This window comes from Sphingosinicella ginsenosidimutans, from assembly GCF_007995055.1.
Classification (GTDB): Bacteria; Pseudomonadota; Alphaproteobacteria; order Sphingomonadales; family Sphingomonadaceae; genus Allosphingosinicella; species Allosphingosinicella ginsenosidimutans.
This window is the reverse complement of record NZ_VOQQ01000001.1, coordinates 1868905-1890135: the sequence shown is the minus strand read 5'-3', so window position 1 is coordinate 1890135 and position 21231 is coordinate 1868905. Positions and strand designations below refer to the sequence as shown.

Sequence of the window (21231 nt, the reverse complement as noted above, 5' to 3'; positions counted from 1 at the left end):
GTCCCGCAGCCTTGCGCTTCGCGATGGCACGGTTGCCCGCGCCCGCCGCCAAGGCTAGGCGACGCAGAAGAAGAGAGGATGCGATGAGCGAAACCCTGCTCAACTGCCTGCAATATTATGGCGCGGCCGCAGGGGCGATCGCGGCGCTGATCGTGTCGCTGGATCTGGGACGCAGGCCGACCGGCTGGGCGTTCGTGATCTTCGTGACCTCGTCCGTCGCCCTGATCGGCTGGGGGTTCCTCAATGACGAGGGCAAGGGGATCGGCGCGCAGAACCTGATCCTGCTCGCGATCAACCTGATCGGCGTCTATCGCTACCTGATCCGCAAGAAGCCGGTGCACGCGGAGGCGGGGGCGTGACTGTTCAAGCCGTCATTGCGAGGCGCGTCGCGACGCGGCAATCCGGAGCCGTCGCGGCTGGTGCGCTGGATTGCTTCGCTCCGCTCGCAATGACGAACGGGGGGATGCGCTCGTGACCGTTCTCACTTCCAGGATCGACGAGAATTCGGACGAGGCGCGGCGCTACGCGGCGCACAATCGCGCCCTTGCCGAGGAGCTGCGCGCGCGCGTTGCCGAGGCGGCGAAGGGCGGCAGCGAGAAATCGCGCGAGCGGCATGTGTCGCGCGGCAAATTGCTACCGAGGGAGCGCGTCGAGCGGCTGCTCGATCCAGGCTCGCCTTTTCTCGAGATCGGCCAGCTCGCCGCTTGCGACCTTTATGAGGGCGAGGTGCCGGCGGCCGGGCTGATCGCCGGGATCGGCCGCGTTTCCGGGCGCGAGACGATGATCGTCGCCAACGATGCGACGGTGAAGGGCGGCACCTATTATCCGATGACGGTGAAGAAGCATCTGCGCGCGCAGGAGATCGCGCTGCAGAACCGGCTTGCGAGCATCTATCTGGTCGACAGCGGCGGGGCGAACCTGCCGCACCAGGCCGAGGTCTTCCCCGATCGCGACCATTTCGGCCGCATCTTCTACAACCAGGCGCAGATGAGCAGCCTCGGCCTCGCCCAGATCGCCTGCGTGATGGGAAGCTGCACCGCCGGCGGCGCCTATGTCCCCGCGATGAGCGACGAGAGCGTCATCGTGAAGAACCAGGGCACGATCTTCCTCGGCGGCCCCCCGCTGGTGAAAGCGGCAACCGGGGAGGTGATCTCGGCCGAGGATCTTGGGGGCGGCGATCTCCATGCGCGGAAAAGCGGCGTCGTCGATCATCTCGCCGAGAATGACGAACATGCGCTGTCGATCGTCCGCGACATCGTCGCGCAGCTCAACACCGTGAAGCGGCCCGACATCGATCTTGCCGAGCCGGTGCCGCCGATGCTCGATCCCGAGGGGCTGTACGGCGTCATCCCGGACGACGTGCGCACTCCCTATGACGTCCACGAGGTGATCGCGAGGATCGTCGACGGCTCCGAGTTTCACGAGTTCAAGGCGCTGTACGGCAGCACTTTGGTCTGCGGCTTCGCGCGCATCTGGGGCATTCCTGTCGCGATCCTCGCCAATAACGGCATCCTGTTCAGCGAGAGCGCCCTGAAAGGCGCGCATTTCATCGAGCTCGCCTGCCAGCGCCGCACGCCATTGCTGTTCCTCCAGAACATTTCCGGCTTCATGGTCGGCGGCAAATATGAGGCCGAGGGGATCGCCAAGAACGGCGCCAAGCTGGTGACCGCGGTCGCCACCGCGCAGGTGCCGAAGATCACCGTCCTGATCGGTGGCAGCTTCGGCGCCGGCAATTACGGCATGTGCGGCCGGGCTTACTCGCCGCGCTTCCTCTTCACCTGGCCCAATTCGCGGATTTCCGTGATGGGCGGCGAGCAGGCGGCTTCGGTGCTGGCGACCGTCCACCGCGACGCGGAGAAATGGACGCCGGAGCAAGCGGAAGCCTTCAAGCAGCCGATCCGCGACGATTACGAGGCCCAGGGCAATCCCTACCACGCCACCGCGCGCCTCTGGGACGACGGCATCATCGATCCCGCACAGACGCGCGACGTGCTGGGGCTGGCTTTCGCGGCGACGCTGAACGCGCCGATCCCGGAGCGGGCGCGGTTCGGGTTGTTCAGGATGTGATGATGGGCAGGACCCACCGTTCGTCAGTGATTCGCGCTGCCACCCCGCCGGGGCCGGCCGGGAGGAGCTTTGCTTCAGTCCTCCCCCAGCTTGTCTGGGGGAGGGGGACCGCCCGGCGCAGCCGGGTGGTGGAGGGGCAGGCGGGCCATGGCTTGCGCGAATATGTATCTCGTGATGGCCTCAGGATCGTTGAGGACCTCGCTCGCCGGGATCCGCAGCGTCTCGATCGCGCTCGTCCGCAACCAGGCATCGCGCCGCTCATCGCGCTCGGGCCGGTCGCCGCGCGAATGGGCCTCGCCGTCGATCTCGATCGCAAGGCGTGCGTCGCTGCAGAAGAAGTCGAGAATGAAGGGGCCGGTGGGATGCTGACGGCGGAATTTGAGATTGCCGGGCCGGGCTCGAAGCGCCCGCCACAGCAGCAGTTCGGGAAGGGTCATGTCGCGTCGGAGGCGGCGTGCCCTTCGCACCGTTCTCGCCGATCCCGTGGGCGCGATGTTCTTCAGCATGGCGCGGGCCCCTCCACCATGCTTCGCATGGTCCCCCTCCCCGAGACAAGCTCGGGGAGGAACCGGAGCGTCGGATGCTGAGCTCCCTCCTCATCGCCAACCGGGGCGAGATCGCCTGCCGGATCATCCGCACCGCGCGGAAGCTCGGGATCAGGACCGTGGCCGTTTATTCCGACGCGGACGCGAAGGCGCTGCATGTGCGGCAGGCGGACGAGGCGGTACATATCGGGCCGAGCCCGGCGCGGGAGAGCTATCTCGTCGGCGAGAAGATCATCGCGGCGGCGAAGGCGACGGGCGCGGAGGCGATCCATCCGGGCTATGGGTTCCTCTCCGAAAATGCCGATTTCGCGCAAGATGTGATCGATGCGGGGCTGGTCTGGGTCGGGCCGAGGCCGGAGTCGATCCGGGCGATGGGCCTCAAGGACGCGGCCAAGGCGCGGATGATCGCGGCCGGCGTGCCGGTGACGCCGGGCTATCTCGGGGAGGACCAGTCGCTGGAGCGGCTTCGGGCCGAGGCGGAGGCGATCGGCTGGCCGGTGCTGATCAAGGCGGTCGCCGGCGGCGGCGGCAAGGGGATGCGGCAGGTGAATGCCGCCGCGGATTTCGCCGATGCCCTGCTGTCGTGCCAGCGCGAGGCGGCCTCCTCCTTCGGCGACGATCGGGTGCTGATCGAGAAATATGTCCAGCGCCCGCGCCACATCGAGGTGCAGGTGTTCGGCGACACGCACGGCAATGTCGTCCACCTGTTCGAGCGCGACTGCTCGCTCCAGCGCCGCCACCAGAAGGTGATCGAGGAGGCGCCGGCGCCGGGCATGGACGAGGCGACGCGCGCGGCGGTGTGCGGCGCGGCGGTGCGGGCGGCGCAGGCGGTGGACTATGTCGGCGCGGGGACGATCGAGTTCATCGCCGATGCCTCCGAGGGGCTTCGGGCGGATCGCATCTGGTTCATGGAGATGAACACCCGCCTCCAGGTCGAGCATCCGGTGACCGAGGAGATTACCGGGCAGGATTTGGTCGAATGGCAATTGCGGGTGGCGAGCGGGGAGCCGCTCCCCCTGACGCAGGCGGAACTGGGCATAAACGGCTGGGCGATGGAGGCGCGGCTTTATGCCGAGGACCCCGCCAAGGGCTTCCTCCCCGTCACCGGGCCGATCCGCGAAATGGGAGTCAGGGGCACGTCCTGGGTCCGCATCGACACCGGTGTTGCGGCCGGCGACGAGGTGTCGCCCTTTTACGATCCGATGATCGCCAAGATCATCGCGCGCGGCGACGATCGCGAGGATGCGCGCGGGGCGCTGCTCGCCGAACTCGACCAGGTGACGACCTGGCCGCTACGCAACAATGCGGGCTTCCTTTACCGGCTCGCCAGCCAGCCGGAATTTGCGCGCGGTGACGTCCACACCGGGTTCATTCCCGACCGGATCGAGGCGCTGATCGCGCCCGAGGCGCCGACGCAGGACCTGCTCGACGCGGCGGCGCAGGCGCTCGCGGGAATGAGCGGCGATCGGATTCCGAACATGCTCCATGCCGGGCGCATCGACGCGGGACCGTGGTCGTGGATCGCCGGCTTCCGCGCCAATGCCGAATCCAATCTGGCGGTGCGGATGACCGATGGCGAGCACGTCCATATCGGCCAGGCCGGGACCGATCATCCGGCCGTTCGGCACTGGACGCGCGGCGAGGGCGTGCTGACGGTGGAGCACGGGATCACCCGCTATTTCACGCTTGATCGTCCCGGCGAATCGGGCGCCGGCGGCGGCGCCGGCGACGGCGCGATCATCTCTCCGATGCCGGGCAAGATCATTGCGCTGGAGGTGAAGGCGGGCGAGGCCGTCGCAAAGGGGCAGAAATTGTTGACGCTGGAGGCGATGAAGATGGAGCATAGCCTCGTCGCACCGTTCGACGGGATGGTGGCGGAGCTGAACGCCGCGGCCGGCGCGCAGGTGAGCGAAGGGACGCTGCTCGCGCGGATCGAGAAGGGGGACGAGGAATGACAAAAGCTTCCGCTCGTCCCGAGCGTAGTCGAGGGGCGCTGGCACGGAGTCATCACACACGCCCCTCGACTTCGCTCGGGACGAGCGAGGTTGGTTGCAAAGGGGGGATGTGCTGATGCCCGGCCGTTATTATGAGCAATGGACGCTTGGCGACACGCTTCGTCACCAGCCGCATCGCACGGTGACGGAGACCGACAATCTCCTCATCTCCACGCTCACGCACAATCCGCAGCCGCTCCATCTCGACGAGACCTATGCGGAAGGGACCGAGTTCGGGCGGATCGTCGTCAACGGCACGTTCACCTTCGCCCTGCTGGTCGGGCTTTCGGTCAGCGACACCACATTGGGCACGCTCGTCGCGAACCTCGGCTACGACAAGGTCAGGATGCCAAAGCCGGTCTTCATCGGCGACACGCTTCGCGCCGAAACGGAGGTGGTCGCGCTCAAGGATTCGAAGTCGCGGCCCGATGCCGGGATCGTCACCTTCGAACATCGCATGTTCAACCAGAAGGACGAGCTCGTCTGCGTGATGGAGCGCACGGCCCTGATGCAGAGGCGGCCGGGGTGAACCTGCGCTCCTTCCTCTTCGTCCCCGGCGACCGACCGGAGCGGATGGAAAAGGCGCTCGGCCTCGGCGCGGACGCGCTGATCCTCGATCTTGAGGATTCGGTCGCGCCGGCGGCGAAGGCCGAGGCGCGGCGGCACGTCGCCGCCTTTCTCGCCGCGCATCCGGAGGCGAAGCTGTGGGTCCGCGTCAACCCGCTCGACGGCGAGGAGAATGAAAAGGATCTGGACGCGATCCTCGCCGGGCGGCCGGACGGGATCGTCCTGCCCAAGGCGGAGGGCGGGGCGAGCGTCGATGCGCTGGTGCGGCGGCTGACCGAGCGCGGCAATGCGACCGCCCAGGTCATGGCGATCGCGACGGAAACCCCCGCGGCGATCTTCGGCCTCGGCTCCTATGCCGGCGCGAAGCGGCTCGCGGCGCTGACCTGGGGCGCGGAGGACCTGCCCGCCGCGATCGGCGCGGCGACCAGCCGCGAGGCGGACGGCCGCTTCACCCCGCCTTACGAGATCGCGCGGTCGCTCACCCTGTTCGGGGCGGCCGCCGCCGGCGTGGCGCCGATCGAGACGGTCTATCCCGATTTCAGGGACCTGGACGGGCTCGCCGCCTATGCGGCGCGCGCCCGGCGTGACGGCTTCACCGGAATGATGGCGATCCATCCGGCGCAGGTGCCCGTCATCAACGCCGCCTTCACGCCAGGCGAGGCCGAAATCGCCCATGCCGAGGCGGTGGTCGCCGCGTTCGAGGCGAATCCCGGCGCGGGCGCGCTGTCGCTCGACGGCAAGATGATCGATCGCCCGCACCTGATCCAGGCACGGCGCATCCTGGCGGCGCGGGGCAATTGAGATCGGCTCCATCCGAGCTGGCTCTGCCCTCTCGAATCCTCCTGGACCCCATCGGAAGCGTCGCCGGTCGACGGAACGGGCCGCCTGTCGAACAGTCTAGGCGCGGCGCGGCGAAGGGCTTAAGGACCGTCCTACATGACCATGACAGTTAAGAGGATGCCCATGCGTCGGCTCGCCTTGCTCGCCACCACCGCCGTCATTCTGGCCACCACCGCCTGCACCGTGTCCGGCGGCGGGAACAACATGGCCGCTGCATCGGCGGGAACGCACGACCAGATCGGCGTCGACGTCGCCGGAATGAACCGGTCGGTCCAGCCCGGCGACAATTTCGACGAGTTCGCCAATGGCGGCTGGCGCGCGCATACCGAGATCCCGGCCGACCGGACCAGCATCGGATCGTTCCAGGGCGTCCAGGAAGAGGTCGATCGGCGCAATAACGAGATCATCGGCGGCGCCGGCCAGGGCAATCCCGCCGCCGGAACCGACCAGCGCCGGATCGCCGATTATTACGCCGCCTATCGCGACACCGCCGCGATCGACCGGCGCGGGCTCGCCCCGCTCCAGCCGATCCTGCAACGCATCGCGGCGATCAGCAACGTCCACGATCTGTCGGCGGCGATCGGCGGCAACATGCGCGCCGACGTCGATCCCCTGAACGCGACCAATTTCTGGACCGAGAACCTGTTCGGCCTGTTCGTGACCCAGGGGCTGGAGACGCCCGACACGACCGTGCCGTATCTGCTCCAGGGCGGGCTCGGCATGCCGGAGCGCGAATATTATCTGTCGAACGATCCCGACATGGTGCGCATCCGCACCGCCTATCGCGCCTATGTCGCCGCGATGATGCGCCAGCTCGGGATGAGCGATCCCGACATGCGCGCCGAGCGGATCTTCCAGCTGGAAATGAAGATCGCGCAGGGCCAGGCCCCGGTGAGCGAGGCGCAGGATCCGGCCCGCGTGCAAAACTGGAGCCGGGCGGATTTCGCGCGGCGCGCCCCCGGCATCGATTGGGACGCCTTCTTCGGCGCCGCCCGGCTTGGCAACCAGCAGAATTTCGTCGCCTGGCATCCGCAGCCGATCACGCGCCTGTCCGCGCTGGTCGCGAGCCAGCCGATCGACGCGTGGAAGGACTGGCTCGCCTTCCATACCGCGAGCCGCATGGCCGCCGTCCTGCCGTCGGCGATCGATAATCTGCGCTTCGGCTTCTACGGCCAGACCCTTTCGGGCCAGCAGCAGCAGCGGCCGCGCGATCGCCGCGCCCTGCTCGCGACCAGCGCCGCATTGGGCGATGCCGTCGGCCAGATCTACACCCAGCGTTATTTCCCCGCTTCGGCCAAGAGCGACATCCAGTCGATGGTCCAGGGCATCGTCCACGCCTTCGACCAGCGCCTGCTCGCGGTGGACTGGCTCGCGCCGGCAACCCGCGCCGAGGCGCGCCGCAAGCTCCAGACGCTGATCGTCGGCGTCGGCTATCCGGAAACGTGGCGCGATTATTCGGGCCTCGAAATCCGTGCCGGCGATGCGTTCGGCAACGCCTGGCGCGCGCAGGACTATGAATATCGCCACCAGCTCGCGAAGCTCGGCCGGCCGGTCGATCGCCACGAATGGTGGATGACGCCGCAGACGGTGAACGCGGTGAACCTGCCCTTGCAGAACGCGCTCAATTTCCCGGCGGCGATCCTCAACCCGCCTTTCTACGATCCCAATGCCGATCCGGCGTTCAACTATGGCGCGATCGGCGCGGTGATCGGTCACGAGATCAGCCACAGCTTCGACAATCTCGGGGCGACATTCGATGCCGACGGGCGCTACCGCAACTGGTGGACGCCGGCCGATCTCGCCCATTTCACCGCCGCCGGGCAGGCGCTGGCGCGGCAATATGACGCTTATGAGCCGTTCCCCGGCGTGCACCTCAACGGCGAGCATACGCTCGGCGAGAATATCGCCGATCTCGCCGGGCTCGCCGCCGCGCTCGATGCCTATCATGCCTCGCTGAACGGCCGGCCGGCGCCGGTGATCGGCGGGCTCACCGGCGATCAGCGCTTCTTCCTCGCTTATGCCCAGGCCCACCGCGCCAAGCAGCGCGAAGCCGCGATGCGCGCCCAGATCGCCACCAACGAGCACGCCCCCGACGCCTATCGGGCGCTGACGGTGCGCAATCTCGACGCCTGGTACCCGGCGTTCAACGTCCGGCAGGGCCAGACGCTCTATCTCGCGCCGACGGAGCGGGTCAGGGTCTGGTAGGCTGGAGCCGCCGGGCGAAGCGGCGCCCGCGCGAACGGGCGGAGATCACGCCTCGGCCGGCGCAGCCCGCCGGCCGAGCCGATCGAACAAGCGCTGCCACAGCGGGATCGTCGCCAGGCCGATCTGGCTGATGGCGGGGATCAGGAAGGCGAGCGGCACGGCGATCAGCGCGCCCATGGCGACGCTCTGCGGCCGGGTGCGCAGCGCATAGAGCTCGGCCGGATCGAGCGCGCCGAGATCGGCATGGGCGAGCGCGCGCCGCACGACCCACAGGTTGAGCAGCGCCGTCGCCAGCATCGTCAGGTTGTAGACCAGGGCCGGCACCAGCCCGCCGAGATTGGCGCCGAGGAAGGCGGTCGCGAAGGGCATGAAGGCGATCGCGAACAGGAAAATGAGGTTCGGCCAGAGCAGCTTTGGATCGTAGCGCCGGACATGGGCGAAGGCGTTGTGATGGCCGATCCAGAACCGGCCGATCACGAAGAAACTGAGCGCGAAGGCGGCGAAGCTCGGCAGCAACTCGGCGAGCGCCTCGCCATATTGGGCGCTGCTCGCGCCGCGCGGCAGGTGCGGCACATGGATTTCGATGACGAGCAAGGTGATCGCGATCGCGAACACCGCATCGGAAAAGAAGATCATCCGCTCCAGCGGATGGTCCACCTCGTCGCGCCGCCCCTTCGCCATGTATCCCCCTCTTCGCCTTACCCGGCCCCGATCAGCTCCCGACCGATCAGCATCCGCCGGATCTCGTTGGTCCCGGCGCCGATGTCGAGCAGCTTCGCGTCGCGGAGGTAGCGTTCCACCGGCCAGTCCTTGGTATAGCCGGCGCCGCCGAGCGCCTGCACCGCCTCGCCGGCGACGCGGAAGGCGTTTTCGCTCGCGTAGAGGATCGCGCCCGCCGCGTCGAAGCGCGTCGTGCGCCCCGCATCGCAGGCGCGCGCCACCTGATAGACATAGGCCCGCGCCGAATTGAGCGCGACATACATGTCGGCCACTTTCGCCTGGATCAGCTGGAACGATCCGATCGGCTGGCCGAACTGCCTGCGCTCGCGCACATAGGGCAGGACGACGTCGAGGCAGGCCTGCATGATGCCGAGCTGGATGCCGGCGAGCACGGTGCGCTCATAATCAAGGCCGCTCATCAGCACGCCGACGCCGCCGTTCAGCGGCCCCATCACATTCTCCTCCGGCACCTCGCAATCGTCGAAGATCAGCTCGGCGGTCGGCGATCCGCGCATCCCCATCTTGTCGAGCTTCTGGCCGATCGCGAAGCCCTTCATTCCCTTTTCGATCAGGAAGGTCGTGATGCCGCGGCTCCCCTCCCCGGTCTTCGCATAGACGACGAGCGTGTCCGCATAGGCCGCGTTGGTGATCCAGAACTTGGTGCCGTTGAGGACATAGCGGTCGCCCTTCTTCTCGGCCTTCAGCTTCATCGAGACCACGTCCGATCCAGCCCCGGCCTCGGACATGGCGAGGCTGCCGACATGCTCGCCGGAAATGAGCTTGGGCAGGTAGCGCGCCTTCTGCTCCGCATTCGCCCAGCGGCGGATCTGGTTCACGCAAAGGTTCGAATGGGCGCCGTAGGAGAGGCCGATCGAGGCCGAGGCGCGGGCCACCTCCTCCTGCGCGACGACATGCTCCAGATAGCCGAGCCCAAGCCCGCCATCTTCCTCGGCGACCGTGATCCCGTGCAGGCCGAGCGCGCCCATTTCCGGCCACAGATCGACCGGGAACCAATCCTCCGCGTCGATCCGCGCGGCGAGCGGCGCGATCCGCTCGCTCGCAAAGCGCCGCGTCGAATCGCGGATCGTATCGGCCATCTCGCCAAGGTCGAAATCGAGGCCAAGCTCGGACATGCATGCGTCTCCCTGCGGCCAGCGACTAGCAGAGCGGGGAGGATTTGAACAAGCGGATGCCCCGCCTTATTTGCGGGCCACAAACCTCATCGCTCGGGACGAGCGGAACAGGAGCATCCCGGTGAGCAATTCCGATCCCGTCGTCATCCTCTCTTATGCCCGCACGCCGATGGGCAGCTTCCAGGGCAGTCTCGCCGGCGCCAGCGCCACCGATCTGGGCGCGGCCGCGGTCAAGGCGGCGGTCGATCGGGCGGGTGTCGCCGGCGAGGCGATCGAGCGCATCTACATGGGCTGCGTCCTCCCCGCCGGCCTCGGCCAGGCGCCGGCGCGGCAGGCGGCGATCAAGGCCGGCCTGCCGACCTCGGTCGAGGCGACGACCGTCAACAAGATGTGCGGCAGCGGCATGCAGACGGTCATCATGGCCGCCGAGGCGCTGGCCGCGGGCAGCGTCGATTATATCGTCGCCGGCGGCATGGAGAGCATGACCAACGCCCCCTATCTGCTGCAGAAGCATCGGGCCGGCGCGCGCATGGGCCATGACCGGGTGATGGACCACATGTTCCTCGACGGGCTCGAGGACGCCTATGAGCCCGGCCGCGCGATGGGCACCTTCGCCGAGAATACCGCCCAGGAATATCAGTTCACGAGGGCGGCGCAGGACGATTACGCCATCGCCTCGCTGACCCGCGCGCAGGCCGCGCAGGCCTCCGGCGCCTTCGATCGCGAGATCGTCCCGGTCGAGGTCGCGACCCGGAAAGGCAGCGAGACGGTCGCGCTGGACGAACAGCCGCCGAAGGGCAATCCGGAGAAGATCCCGACGCTGAAGCCCGCCTTCGCGAAGGACGGCACGATCACCGCGGCCAATGCGAGCTCGATCAGCGACGGCGCGGCCGCGCTTGTCCTCACCCGGCGGAGCATCGCCGAGGCGAAGGGACAGACGCCCGTCGCCCGCATCGTCGCCACCGCCGCGCACGCGCACCAGCCGGCGAAGTTCACCACCGCCCCGGTCAACGCGATCCGCAAGGTGCTCGACAAGGCCGGCTGGAGCGTCGCCGACGTCGACCTGTTCGAGGTGAACGAGGCCTTCGCCGCCGTCGCGATGATCGCGATGCGCGATCTCGATATCCCGCACGAGAAGATCAACGTGAACGGCGGCGCCACCGCGCTTGGCCACCCGATCGGCGCCTCGGGCGCGCGCATTCTCGCCACCCTCATCGCCGCGCTTCAGAATCGCGGCGGCCGGAAAGGCGTGGCGAGCCTGTGCATCGGCGGCGGCGAGGCGACGGCGGTGGCGGTGGAGCTGGTCTGAGCCGCCCGCCGGGCCGCGCCGCGGCCCGGCCGCGCTAGAAGCCGACGTCCTCCAGACTGAGCAGGGTGGCGTTGCCGCCGGCGCTCGTCGTGTCGGTGCTCGTCACCCGCTCGGCGCAGAAGCGCGGGAGATAATGCGGGCCGCCCGCCTTCGGGCCGGTGCCGGAAAGCCCCTCGCCGCCGAACGGCTGCGAGCCGACGATCGCGCCGATCATCGATCGGTTGACGTAGAGATTGCCCGCCTCCGCCGTCTCCTCGACGGTCTCGGCGGCGCGGGCGATGCGGCTGTGCAGTCCCATGGTCAGGCCGAAGCCGGACGCGTTCACCCGCCGCACCGTCTCGGCCAGCTTTCCAGCCGGCCAGGTGGTGACGTGGAGCAATGGGCCGAACCATTCGCGCGTCACATCCTCGATCCGGTCGACGCCGATCAGCGTGGGCGGGACGTAAAGGCCCTCGGCCGGCGCATCGATCGTCTTCAGCCAGCGATCCTGCTTGGCGGCGCGATGGCCCATCAGCCGGTCATAAGCCGCCTGATCGATCACCGGGCCGACATCGGTGCGCGGATCGGCGGGATCGCCGACGATCAGCGTGTCCATCGCGCCCTTCAGCATCTCCAGCGTCCGCTCCGCAACGTCCTCCTGGAGCAGGAGCAGGCGCAGGGCCGAGCAGCGCTGGCCGGCGGAGCGGAAGGAGGAGGTGACGACATCCTGCACCACCTGTTCGGGAAGCGCGGTCGAATCGACGATCATCGCGTTGATGCCGCCGGTCTCGGCGATCAGCGGGATGATCGGGCGCCCGGGTCCTTCTTCATCGTCGTCGGCGAGGAGGGTGCGGGCGATCCTTTTGGCGGTGGCGGTCGATCCGGTGAAGGCGACGCCGGCGATCCGAACATCCTCCATCAGCGCCTGGCCCATTTCCGGCCCGCCGGGCGCGAAGACGAGCGCATCCTCCGGAATGCCGGCCGCATGGGCGAGGCCGACCGCATAAGCGGCGATGTCCGGCGTCTGCGGCGCGGGCTTGGCGACGACCGTGTTGCCGGCGACCAGCGCCGCCGTCACCTGGCCGAGGAAGATGGCGAGCGGGAAATTCCACGGCGCGATGCACACGAAGACTCCGCGGCCTTCCATCCGGAGCACGTTGCGCTCGCCGGTCGGTCCCGGCAGCTCGACCGGCATGAGGCCGGCGCGCGCCTGATTGGCATAATAACGGCAGAAATCCGCGGCCTCGCGCACCTCGGCGAGCGCGTCGGGGATCGTCTTCTTCGCCTCCTGCACGCAGATCCGCATCAGCATGTCGCGATCGCGCTCGAGCGCGTCGGCGAGCCGATCGAGGCACGCGGCGCGATCCTCGACGGACCGGCCGGACCAGGCGCGAAAGCCCGCCAAGGCCCGGGACACGGCTTGCCCGGCCCCCTCGGCCTCGTTCGTCCCCAGCGTCGTCGAGCGGCGCTCGGAGCGAGCGGATTCGGCGGGCGCGAAGTTCAGGGGCTGCGCCACGACCGCCGCGACCCGCTCGAGCTCCGGCTTGTCGTTGAGGTCGATGCCGGCGCTGTTGCCGCGCACCGCGCCGAACAGGTCGCGCGGCAGCGGGATCGAGGGGTGGCGCGTGCCGCCGACCGCTTCGATCTTCGCCACCGGATCGGCGAGCAGCTGTTCGTCGGTCAGGTTTTCGTCGGCGAGCTGGTGGACGAAGGACGAGTTCGCGCCATTTTCGAGGAGGCGGCGGACGAGATAGGCGAGCAGATCGCGATGGCCGCCGACCGGCGCGTAGATGCGGCAGCGATAACCCTGCTCGCGCACCAGATCCTCATAGAGGCCGTCGCCCATGCCGTGCAGCCGCTGGAATTCGAAATCGCGGCTGTCGCCCGCCCATTCGAGCAGGGTCGCGACGGTCAGCGCATTGTGGGTCGCGAAGGCGGGATAGATGTTCTTCGCCGCCAGCATGTCCTTCGCGCAGGCGAGATAGGAGACATCGGTCGCCGCCTTGCGGGTGAAGAGGGGGTAATCGGTGAGGCCCTGTTCCTGGGTGCGCTTGATCTCCGTGTCCCAATAGGCGCCCTTGACGAGCCGGGCGGCGATCCGCCGGCCGGTCCTGGCGCCGACCGCATCGGCCCAGGCGACGGTCGGCCGGGCGCGCTTGCCATAGGCCTGGATCGCCATGCCGAGCCCGTCCCAGCCCTTCAGCGCCGGCAGCCCGGCCACCGCCTCGATGATGTCGAGGCTCATTTCGAGCCGCTCGGTCTCCTCCGCATCGATGGTGACGGGAATATCGAAGCCAGCGGCGAGCACCGCCAGCGCCTCGACCTTCTCGATCAGCGCGGGAACGCAGCGATCATATTGCGCGACCTCGTAGCGCGGATGGAGGGCGGAGAGCTTGACCGAGATGCTGTGCCCCTCCGACGCGGCGGCGCCGACCGCCCGGATCGCCGCTTCATAGGCATCGAAATAGCGATCCGCGTCGGGGAAGGTGCGCGCCGCCTCGCCCAGCATGTCGAAGCTGGCGGTGAAGCCCTTGTTCTCGCGCTTTCGCATCCGATCGATCGCCTCGTCGATGGTCCGGCCCATGACGAAAATTTCGCCCATCATCCGCATCGCCGCGCCGACGCCCTGACGCACGAACGGCTCGCCGGTGCGCGCGATCAGGCGCTTGAGCACGCTCGCCTGCTCGCTGTCGCTGGTCAGCGCGCGGCCGATGACGAGGCCCCAGGTCGCCGAATTGACGAGCGCGGAATTGGACCGGCCCTTGTGCGCCCGCCAGTCGCCGCCGCCGAGCTTGTCGGCGATCAGGCTGTCGGCGGTCTCCGGATCGGGAACCCGAAGGAACGCCTCGGCGAGCGACAGCAGGGCGACGCCCTCCGAAGTGTTCAGCCGATATTCCTGGAGGAACTGGTTGACCCACCCCTTCGACTGGGCGGCGCGAAGCTCGGCCAGCATGGCGAGCGCGCGCCCCTCCACGCGGCGGCGCGAATCGGCGTCGAGCGCGGCGGCCGCCAGCAGCGGCTTCAGCACCTCCGGCTCGCTCGCGCGGTGCAGCCGTCTCAACTCGTTTCGCGCGGTTGCCGTAGCGTCCGCCATGCCCGCTCTCCCAAAGGCTTGTTTCATGCCGCCGCGCGGCCCTATGCGGGGCGCGGATAGGCGCAAATATGGGGAGGCTCAATGCCGGTCGCCAGCTTCGAGGACATCCGCGCGCGGATCGGCGACGACATCGGCGTGTCCGACTGGATCGTGGTCGATCAGGCGCGCATCACCGCCTTCGCCGACGCGACCGAGGACCATCAGTTCATCCATGTGAACCCCGAAATGGCGGCGAAGACCCCGTTCGGCGGCACGATCGCCCACGGATTCCTGACGCTTTCGCTGCTGAGCCGGATGGCGGCCGGCGTGATGCTCGCGCCCCCGACGATGAAGATGGCGGTCAATTACGGGTTCGAGAAGGTCCGCTTCCTCGCCCCCGTGCGGGCCGGCAAGCGCGTGCGCGGCCATTTCAAGCTGCTCGGCTTCGACGAAAAGCGCCCCGGCCAGTGGCAGTTCGCCCATGAGGTCACCGTCGAGATCGAAGGCGAGGACAAGCCCGCGTTGATCGCCGAATGGATCGGCATGATATTCACCTGATCAATCCTCCCCGATCCGGCGGACGCCGGGATGGGAGGACCCAAGGAAAGGACAGATTATGAGCCGCGACGCCGTTATCGTTTCCACCGCACGCACCGCGATCGGCAAGGCCTATCGCGGCGCCTTCAACGCGACCCTGCCGCCGACGCTCGCCTCGCACGCGATCAAGGCGGCGGTCGAGCGCGCGAAGATCGATCCGGCGGAGGTCGAGGACTGCATCATCGGCGCGGCGCTGCCGCAGGGCGGGCAGCACACGATCGGGCGGACCGCGGCGCTGCGCGCGGGCCTTCCGGTCACCACCGCCGGAATGACGATCGATCGGCAATGCTCGTCCGGCCTGATGGCGATCGCGACGGCGGCCAAGCAGGTGATCGTCGACCGGATGGACATCATCGTCGCCGGCGGCGTCGAATCGATCAGCCTCGTCCAGACGCCGGAGCTTCGGCTCGGCGGCGATCCCGAGCTCGTCGCGATGCACAAGGACGTCTACATGCCGATGATCGGCACCGCCGAGGTCGTCTCGCGCCGCTACCATGTCAGCCGCGAGGCGCAGGACGCCTATGCGCTCCAGTCGCAGCAGCGCACGGCCGCCGCCCAGGCCGCCGGCAAGTTCGATGACGAGATCATCCCCGTCACGACGACGATGAGCGTCAAGGACAAGGCGACCGGCGAGGTTTCGACCCGCGAGGTCACGATCGCGAAGGACGAAGGCAACCGGCCCGACACGACGATCGAGGGCCTTGCCTCGCTCCAGCCCGTGATGGGCCCCGGCAATTTCATCACCGCCGGCAATGCGAGCCAGCTGTCGGACGGATCCTCGGCGGTGGTGGTGATGGAGGCCGGCATCGCCGCCGCCAAGGGGCTCGCCCCGCTCGGCCGCTATGTCGGCATGGCGGTCGCCGGCACCGAACCCGACGAAATGGGGATCGGCCCGGTCTTCGCGGTGCCCAAGCTGCTCGACCGGTTCGGGCTCAAGATGAGCGATATCGGCCTGTGGGAGCTGAACGAGGCCTTCGCGGTCCAGGTCATCTACTGCCGCGACAAGCTCGGCATCCCGGACGAGCTGCTCAACGTCAACGGCGGCTCGATCTCGATCGGCCATCCTTATGGCATGTCGGGCGCCCGGATGACCGGCCATGCCCTGATCGAGGGCAAGCGTCGCGGCGCCAAATATGTGGTCGTCACGATGTGCATCGGCGGCGGGATGGGAGCGGCGGGGCTGTTCGAGGTGTTGTAGGGGGCGTGAGCCAGGCTCTGCCCCACCCGCTCGGTCCGCCCGCCGCCGTCGCCGGATCGAGCGGCGAGGCCCGTTACCCGCGCCTCGTCCTCGCGGCCTGCATCCTCGCCTCCAGCCTGTCCTTCATCGATGGATCGGTGCTGAACGTCGCGCTCCCGGCGATCGCCGGGAGCTTCGGCGCGCATGCGGCGGAAGTTCAGTGGGTGATGAACGCCTTCACCCTGCCGCTCTCCGCCCTGCTCCTGATCGGCGGGGCGGCGGGCGATCTCTATGGCCGCAAGCGGGTGATGCTGTGGGGGATCGCCCTCTTCACCGCCGCGTCGGCTCTTTGCGCCGTGGCGCCGGGCCTTGGCTTCCTGCTCGCCGGGCGCGCGCTCCAGGGGCTGGGAGCGGCGATGCTGCTGCCCAACAGCCTGGCGACGCTGAGCGCCGCCTTTGCAGGCGAGGCGCGCGGTCGCGCCGTCGGCATCTGGGCGGCGGCCGGCGCGGTCGCTGGGGCGATCGCGCCGCTGATCGGCGGCTGGCTGGTCGACCGGGCCGGCTGGCCGTTCATCTTCGTCATCAACCTGCCGGTCGGGGCGGCGGCGATCGCGCTCGGCTGGTTCTTCGTTCCCGAAAGCCGGAACGACAGCCGCGCCCCGCCGGACTGGCCCGGCGCCGCGCTCGCCACGATCGGGCTCGGCGCACTGACCTGGGGCCTCACCGCCTGGTCGGCGACCAAGCGTTTCGATGCCGAGGCCTGGGCGACGGCGACGGGCGGGATCGCCCTGCTGGTCCTGTTCATCTTCGTCGAGCGGCGAAAGCGCGGCAAGGCGATGATCCCGCTCGACATGTTCGGATCGAAGGCCTTTGTCGGCCTCACCCTCCTCACCTTCCTGCTCTATGGCGCGCTCGGCGGGCTGATGCTCCTCCTGCCCTACACGCTGATCGAGGCCGCGCATTATACGGCGACCGAGGCCGGGCTCGCCGTCATTCCCTTCCCGGTCCTGGTCGCCGCCGGATCGCCGTTGATGGGCCGGATCGCCGCGCGGATCGGGCCGCGATGGCCGCTCACCATCGGCCCGGCGATCGTCGCCGCGGGCTATGCGCTCGGCGTCCGGATCGACGCCGAGGGAAGCTATTGGACGACCGTCCTCCCGCCGATTGTCGTCGTCTCGCTCGGCATGGCGCTCGCCGTCGCGCCGCTCACCACGGCGGTGCTCTCCGCCGTCGACGAGCAGCATGTCGGCACCGCCTCGGGCCTCAACAGCGCCGTCTCGCGCGCCGGCGGCCTCATCGTCGTCGCGCTGCTCGGCGCGGTGATCTCGCTCCAGGGCGGGGCGCTGATCGAGGGCCTGCACGACGCCGCCCTCGTCGGCGCCGTCCTCGCCTTCGCCTCCGCGCTCATCGCCTTCGCGACACTCGGACGGGTCAGACCTTCGCGCGGAACGGCGTGAAATCGGTCCCCTCGTCATAGACGTCGACGCCTTCGCGGCGCTTGAGGAAGCCGACCACGGCATAGGTGACGGGCGTCAGCACGACTTCCCAGCCGACCTTCAGCAGGAACTGGCTCGCCATCACCGCGAGCAGCGCTTGGAGCGGCCAGTCGGCAAGGCCGTAAAAGGCGAGCGGGTAGAAGATCAGGCTGTCCGCGCCCTCGCCGATGATCGTGCTGCCGATCGTGCGGGTCCACAGCCACCGCCCCTGGGTCCAGATCTTCATCTTGGCGAGGACGACGGAATTCAGGAGATCGCCGGCCCAGAAGGCGCAGAGCGAGGCCAGGATGATCCGCCAGCCGACGCCGAAGACCCGCTCATAGGCCTCCTGCCCGGTCCATCCTGCCGCCACCGGCAGATGCACGACCGTCCATTCCATCACCCCCATGAAGAGGAGCGCGGCGAAGCCGACCCAGATCACCCGCCGCGCGCGGGCATAGCCGTAGACCTCCGTCAGGATGTCGTCGATCACGTAGGAGATCGGGAAGAACAGGATGCCCGCCCCGAACGGCACCGCGCCAAGCCAGGGCAGATCGATCACCGATCGCTTTTCCGCGCCGACCACGTTGGAGAGGAGCAGGATGACGACGAACGCCGTCATCACGATGTCGTAATAGCGGAAATGCCGCCCGGCGATCTCCCCCGCCTTGACCGCCCGCAACCCTTCGCCCATGCGCGCCACCCTCGTGAAGCCCGGGCCGACGTAGCGCGGTTCCGATCTTCATGAAACCGCGCTAGAGGCCTTCCCCACGCGCCCGTAGCTCAGTTGGATAGAGCACGAGCCTTCTAAGCTTGGGGTCGCAGGTTCGAATCCTGCCGGGCGCGCCAGTTTTGGTGGGTTTCTAGATACCCGGATCGAGCGCGGTAACGGGAAACGAGGGCAAGTGAACTTTCGGAATGGATAGGCATCGCTAGAGGAGCCCCAGGTCGCGGAAGCTTGACCAGGAACCACGCGCGACGACGATGTGGTCATGGACGATGATCGAAAGTTCCTTGCAGGCTTTTGCCAGCCGACGCGTCGCGGCCACGTCGGCGGCGCTTGGTTCGGCGCAGCCGCTTGGATGATTGTGGACGACGATGAGGCCGGTCGCCGCAAGGTCGAGCGCCCGGTGGATGATCGGACGCGCCTCGAGGACGGATGAGTCGACGGAGCCGGCGAACAACGTCTCATCGGCAAGCAGTTCGTTCTTCGCCGACAGGAAGAGCGCGCGCACTTCCTCGCGGGGCAAATGGCCCATCGTCGCGGCAAGATAGCGGGCAAGTCCCGCGGTCCCCGTTATGCGCTCGCCCTCGAATGCGGCATCGCGCAAGCTCAAGCGAAACGCCTCGCCAATGCTGGCCAGGTGGCGGGTCACCGCTCGATCGCCGCACGCGCGCAGCAGCCGATGTGGAGGCGCGGCGAGCACGCCCCCCAGGCTGCCGCATTCACAAAGCAGCGCGTCCGCCAGTGCCTCGGCGTCGCTGTGTCCGAGCTGGCCTAGAATGCTGGTGAGGGCGCGCGCGTGCGTCGCCAGGCGGCCGCGGCGATGACGATGAGCTGCGGATAGCTCCACATCGCCATGACGACCCCATAACCGTTGCGCAGCATCCCTGGATCGGCAAGTCGCGCGGCATGTGCGAGCACGACCAGAAGCTGCATCGCCGTTGTCCATAGAGGCCAGAACCGATCCGTACGCAACGCAAGGGCGAGGAAGACCAGAAGCACCGCGAGATCGACGATGAAGATCCGGATCTCGACCGATGCGTATCGGGTGGACATTGGCGAGTTGACGAGGACCGTCAGCACCGATCCGATCGCCATATTCGCCGAGCCGATCCGCTCAGGCCCTCCGCCTCGCCAGAACGAGATGATGAGGCAGCCGACGAGCAGCGCAGCGTAGATCAGGATGCGCATCAACGCGCATGATCCTCCGCCGGCGCCGCTCGTCAAGCCGCTTGGTCAGGCTGCGTTGGCGACGAGGCCGACCGGGGCCACCCAGCCTTCCGGACATTGCGAAAGGTCACCCGTGGCGAGTTCGCGAATGTTGAGCTGGGCCAACTCCTGATGGGCATCGATCAGGAGGTCGCGCGCCTTGGCCGAATGGGAAATCGCCTCGACCGCCTTGCCGAACGCACCGCGCGCGACGGCTGCGGGCAGCCCGGCAGCAAGGCGGGCATCGATCATGGTGGCGACGAGCCGCGCATTGTTGGCGATCGCGGTGTCGAAATCGTTCTCCGTGGCTTGCAGTTCGCCGGCGATCCGCCGGGCAGATGCGATGATTTGATGGCGCATAGGTTCCTCCTTCGCGCAGCGAGCGCGTTTCGCAGGATGTGGATTTTCGAGGTTCAGAGCGTGCCGACGAGGGAGCTGAAGATTTCGAGCAGCCCTCCGGCAATCGAGACCAGCGCGCCGATGGCAAGCACTATGCCGAACGCAAGTGCGCCGATCCATTTGAGGCGTGTGGTTGCGCTTAGGTCATTTGGCTCCCCCCTGTAGCGAGGAAGGGGAAGCCTTAAGCTGTGGAGGGGATCGTGCCGGTAAAGGACACGCTCTTCCCGAAGCCAGGTTTCGCCTTCCGCCCTCGGCGCTTGTTCGTCGAGGTGCGGGGTCATTTCATCCGGGTGACCTGCCCGCTCGGCAAGCAGCGCCGGATCGCATACAATCCGATTGTAGGTCGCCGCGCTTTCACATCGCGCCAGACGCTCGGCAGCTTCAGCGCTCGAAGCAGCCCTCAGGGCGCGCCGAGCGCTGCGCAGGCGTTCATTGACCGCCCAATGGGTTATGTTGAGCTCGCGCCCGATTTCCTTGGCACTCTTGCGGACATGGAAGAGACGAAGGACCTCCTTTTGGGCCTCGGTCAGGTGCGGGCGATTGTCTTCCACGACAACAACATGCTTAACGGTGACGGCAACTCAAGCACCTATGTTGGTGAGGGCGACTTCTCGACAACACAAAACTCGCTCCGAATCGGATTGAAGTGGCCTTGGCATCCAGGGGCGCGTGGGCAAATTTCTTTTCATGGACGACACGACGCAGCTCATCGTTGGCGCAACTGAAGCAGCGGCAAACGAGATCCGAGCGCAGATGACTGACGCGCTCAACCGGCTCGACATGATAAATTTCGGGCTCGCCGGCGCGAAGCTGTCGATGGCGATCGATGCTCTGGACGAGCAACTCTCAGCCCTATCGAAGGCTGCGCGCGTGACCGAGCTGGCCTGAGCGCTATTGCAGCGTCGCCGCGCCGCGCTGGAGCTCGTTGATCTTCTTCACGATCATCCGAAACGTCCGCGCACCCTCCATATCGCCTTCGTCGAATAGTGCGCCGGCGCGCATCGCGGCGTGGATTGCGGTGTCGAAGAGATCGGCGAACGGCGCGGCCCGCTCAAAATCGCTGGGTCCCGTCGCTGCGCAAGCTGCGGATCGGCGCGCGCTGTTTTTCAACCGTTAGGCGGACCGGCGATCCGAGCACGTTCGCGCGCATTGGACTCCATCGGCTGATATAGCTCGGCGGCGGCCTGCCACTGGCCTGGGACGGCGCGAAAAGCTCGA

At 67.9% G+C, this 21231-nt stretch carries 21 protein-coding genes and 1 tRNA gene; 12 read left to right on the top strand and 10 right to left on the bottom strand.

Annotated features, from left to right (window positions below):
* Positions 1-83 precede the first annotated feature (83 nt).
* Positions 84-359 carry a hypothetical protein gene (locus FRZ32_RS09560; protein WP_147043288.1) on the top strand — a complete coding sequence of 92 codons (276 nt, stop codon included), beginning with the start codon at positions 84-86 and terminating at the stop codon, positions 357-359.
* 112 nt (positions 360-471) lie between these two features.
* A complete protein-coding gene (locus FRZ32_RS09555; protein WP_147043287.1) occupies positions 472-2067 on the top strand; it encodes a carboxyl transferase domain-containing protein in 1596 nt (531 codons plus the stop codon).
* A gap of 74 nt (positions 2068-2141) precedes the next feature.
* Here FRZ32_RS09555 and FRZ32_RS09550 read toward each other — a convergent pair whose 3' ends face one another.
* Positions 2142-2573, bottom strand: a complete 432-nt coding sequence (locus tag FRZ32_RS09550) for an endonuclease domain-containing protein (RefSeq protein ID WP_147043286.1) — start codon at positions 2571-2573, stop codon at positions 2142-2144.
* Between the two features lie 74 nt (positions 2574-2647).
* Here FRZ32_RS09550 and FRZ32_RS09545 point away from each other — a divergent pair, with 74 nt between their 5' ends.
* From FRZ32_RS09545 to FRZ32_RS09530, 4 genes are all read left to right on the top strand, one after another.
* The gene (locus tag FRZ32_RS09545; RefSeq protein WP_147043285.1) at positions 2648-4567 is read left to right on the top strand and encodes an acetyl/propionyl/methylcrotonyl-CoA carboxylase subunit alpha; all 1920 of its coding nucleotides are present in this window, start codon (positions 2648-2650) and stop codon (positions 4565-4567) included.
* 94 nt (positions 4568-4661) lie between these two features.
* Positions 4662-5135, top strand: coding sequence for a MaoC family dehydratase (locus FRZ32_RS09540; protein ID WP_341536581.1), 474 nt, complete (start codon positions 4662-4664; stop codon positions 5133-5135).
* Positions 5132-5974 carry an HpcH/HpaI aldolase/citrate lyase family protein gene (locus FRZ32_RS09535; protein ID WP_147043283.1) on the top strand — a complete coding sequence of 281 codons (843 nt, stop codon included), beginning with the start codon at positions 5132-5134 and terminating at the stop codon, positions 5972-5974. Before FRZ32_RS09540 ends, FRZ32_RS09535 begins: the two co-directional genes overlap by 4 nt.
* A 135-nt stretch (positions 5975-6109) precedes the next feature.
* The gene (locus tag FRZ32_RS09530; RefSeq protein ID WP_243445246.1) at positions 6110-8218 is read left to right on the top strand and encodes a M13 family metallopeptidase; all 2109 of its coding nucleotides are present in this window, start codon (positions 6110-6112) and stop codon (positions 8216-8218) included.
* A 45-nt stretch (positions 8219-8263) separates the two neighbouring features.
* Here FRZ32_RS09530 and FRZ32_RS09525 read toward each other — a convergent pair whose 3' ends face one another.
* Positions 8264-8899 carry a TMEM175 family protein gene (locus FRZ32_RS09525; protein ID WP_147043282.1) on the bottom strand — a complete coding sequence of 212 codons (636 nt, stop codon included), beginning with the start codon at positions 8897-8899 and terminating at the stop codon, positions 8264-8266.
* A gap of 17 nt (positions 8900-8916) precedes the next feature.
* A complete protein-coding gene (locus FRZ32_RS09520) occupies positions 8917-10071 on the bottom strand; it encodes an isovaleryl-CoA dehydrogenase (protein ID WP_147043281.1) in 1155 nt (384 codons plus the stop codon).
* 121 nt (positions 10072-10192) lie between these two features.
* On the opposite strand from FRZ32_RS09520, the gene FRZ32_RS09515 reads away from it, so the two are divergent.
* Positions 10193-11380: a thiolase family protein gene (locus tag FRZ32_RS09515; protein ID WP_279379223.1), complete on the top strand. Its 1188-nt coding sequence runs from the start codon at positions 10193-10195 to the stop codon at positions 11378-11380.
* A gap of 34 nt (positions 11381-11414) precedes the next feature.
* Here FRZ32_RS09515 and putA read toward each other — a convergent pair whose 3' ends face one another.
* Positions 11415-14453, bottom strand: coding sequence for a bifunctional proline dehydrogenase/L-glutamate gamma-semialdehyde dehydrogenase PutA (gene putA, locus FRZ32_RS09510; protein ID WP_147043279.1), 3039 nt, complete (start codon positions 14451-14453; stop codon positions 11415-11417).
* Between the two features lie 81 nt (positions 14454-14534).
* On the opposite strand from putA, the gene FRZ32_RS09505 reads away from it, so the two are divergent.
* The 3 genes from FRZ32_RS09505 to FRZ32_RS09495 are packed head-to-tail and all read left to right on the top strand — an operon-like array spanning position 14535 to position 17663.
* Positions 14535-14990, top strand: a complete 456-nt coding sequence (locus FRZ32_RS09505) for a MaoC family dehydratase (protein WP_147043278.1) — start codon at positions 14535-14537, stop codon at positions 14988-14990.
* Between the two features lie 58 nt (positions 14991-15048).
* Positions 15049-16227 carry an acetyl-CoA C-acyltransferase gene (locus FRZ32_RS09500; RefSeq protein WP_147043277.1) on the top strand — a complete coding sequence of 393 codons (1179 nt, stop codon included), beginning with the start codon at positions 15049-15051 and terminating at the stop codon, positions 16225-16227.
* Between the two features lie 5 nt (positions 16228-16232).
* The gene (locus tag FRZ32_RS09495; protein ID WP_243445245.1) at positions 16233-17663 is read left to right on the top strand and encodes an MFS transporter; all 1431 of its coding nucleotides are present in this window, start codon (positions 16233-16235) and stop codon (positions 17661-17663) included.
* Here FRZ32_RS09495 and FRZ32_RS09490 read toward each other — a convergent pair.
* Complete coding sequence (locus FRZ32_RS09490; RefSeq protein WP_147043276.1) at positions 17638-18375, bottom strand: queuosine precursor transporter; 738 nt, start codon at positions 18373-18375, stop codon at positions 17638-17640. The genes FRZ32_RS09495 and FRZ32_RS09490 overlap by 26 nt on opposite strands.
* Positions 18376-18453: 78 nt before the next feature.
* Between FRZ32_RS09490 and FRZ32_RS09485 the strand changes: the two genes are divergently transcribed.
* Positions 18454-18530, top strand: a tRNA-Arg gene (locus FRZ32_RS09485).
* An 83-nt stretch (positions 18531-18613) separates the two neighbouring features.
* Here the strand turns inward: FRZ32_RS09485 and FRZ32_RS09480 are convergent.
* The 4 genes from FRZ32_RS09480 to FRZ32_RS09470 all read right to left on the bottom strand — a co-directional run bounded on the left by FRZ32_RS09480 (position 18614) and on the right by FRZ32_RS09470 (position 20564).
* Positions 18614-19108 (bottom strand): JAB domain-containing protein, encoded by a 495-nt coding sequence (locus FRZ32_RS09480; RefSeq protein WP_158635890.1) that lies wholly within the window; start codon positions 19106-19108, stop codon positions 18614-18616.
* A gap of 71 nt (positions 19109-19179) precedes the next feature.
* Positions 19180-19596 carry a hypothetical protein gene (locus FRZ32_RS15270; RefSeq protein WP_158635889.1) on the bottom strand — a complete coding sequence of 139 codons (417 nt, stop codon included), beginning with the start codon at positions 19594-19596 and terminating at the stop codon, positions 19180-19182.
* Positions 19597-19641: 45 nt separating this feature from the next.
* A complete protein-coding gene (locus tag FRZ32_RS09475; RefSeq protein WP_147043274.1) occupies positions 19642-19974 on the bottom strand; it encodes a hypothetical protein in 333 nt (110 codons plus the stop codon).
* 53 nt (positions 19975-20027) lie between these two features.
* Complete coding sequence (locus FRZ32_RS09470; protein ID WP_147043273.1) at positions 20028-20564, bottom strand: sigma factor-like helix-turn-helix DNA-binding protein; 537 nt, start codon at positions 20562-20564, stop codon at positions 20028-20030.
* 136 nt (positions 20565-20700) lie between these two features.
* Between FRZ32_RS09470 and FRZ32_RS09465 the strand changes: the two genes are divergently transcribed.
* A complete protein-coding gene (locus tag FRZ32_RS09465) occupies positions 20701-20901 on the top strand; it encodes a hypothetical protein (protein WP_147043272.1) in 201 nt (66 codons plus the stop codon).
* Between the two features lie 3 nt (positions 20902-20904).
* On the opposite strand, the gene FRZ32_RS09460 is transcribed toward FRZ32_RS09465, so the two are convergent.
* Positions 20905-21123, bottom strand: a complete 219-nt coding sequence (locus FRZ32_RS09460) for a hypothetical protein (RefSeq protein ID WP_147043271.1) — start codon at positions 21121-21123, stop codon at positions 20905-20907.
* Positions 21124-21231: the final 108 nt, after the last annotated feature.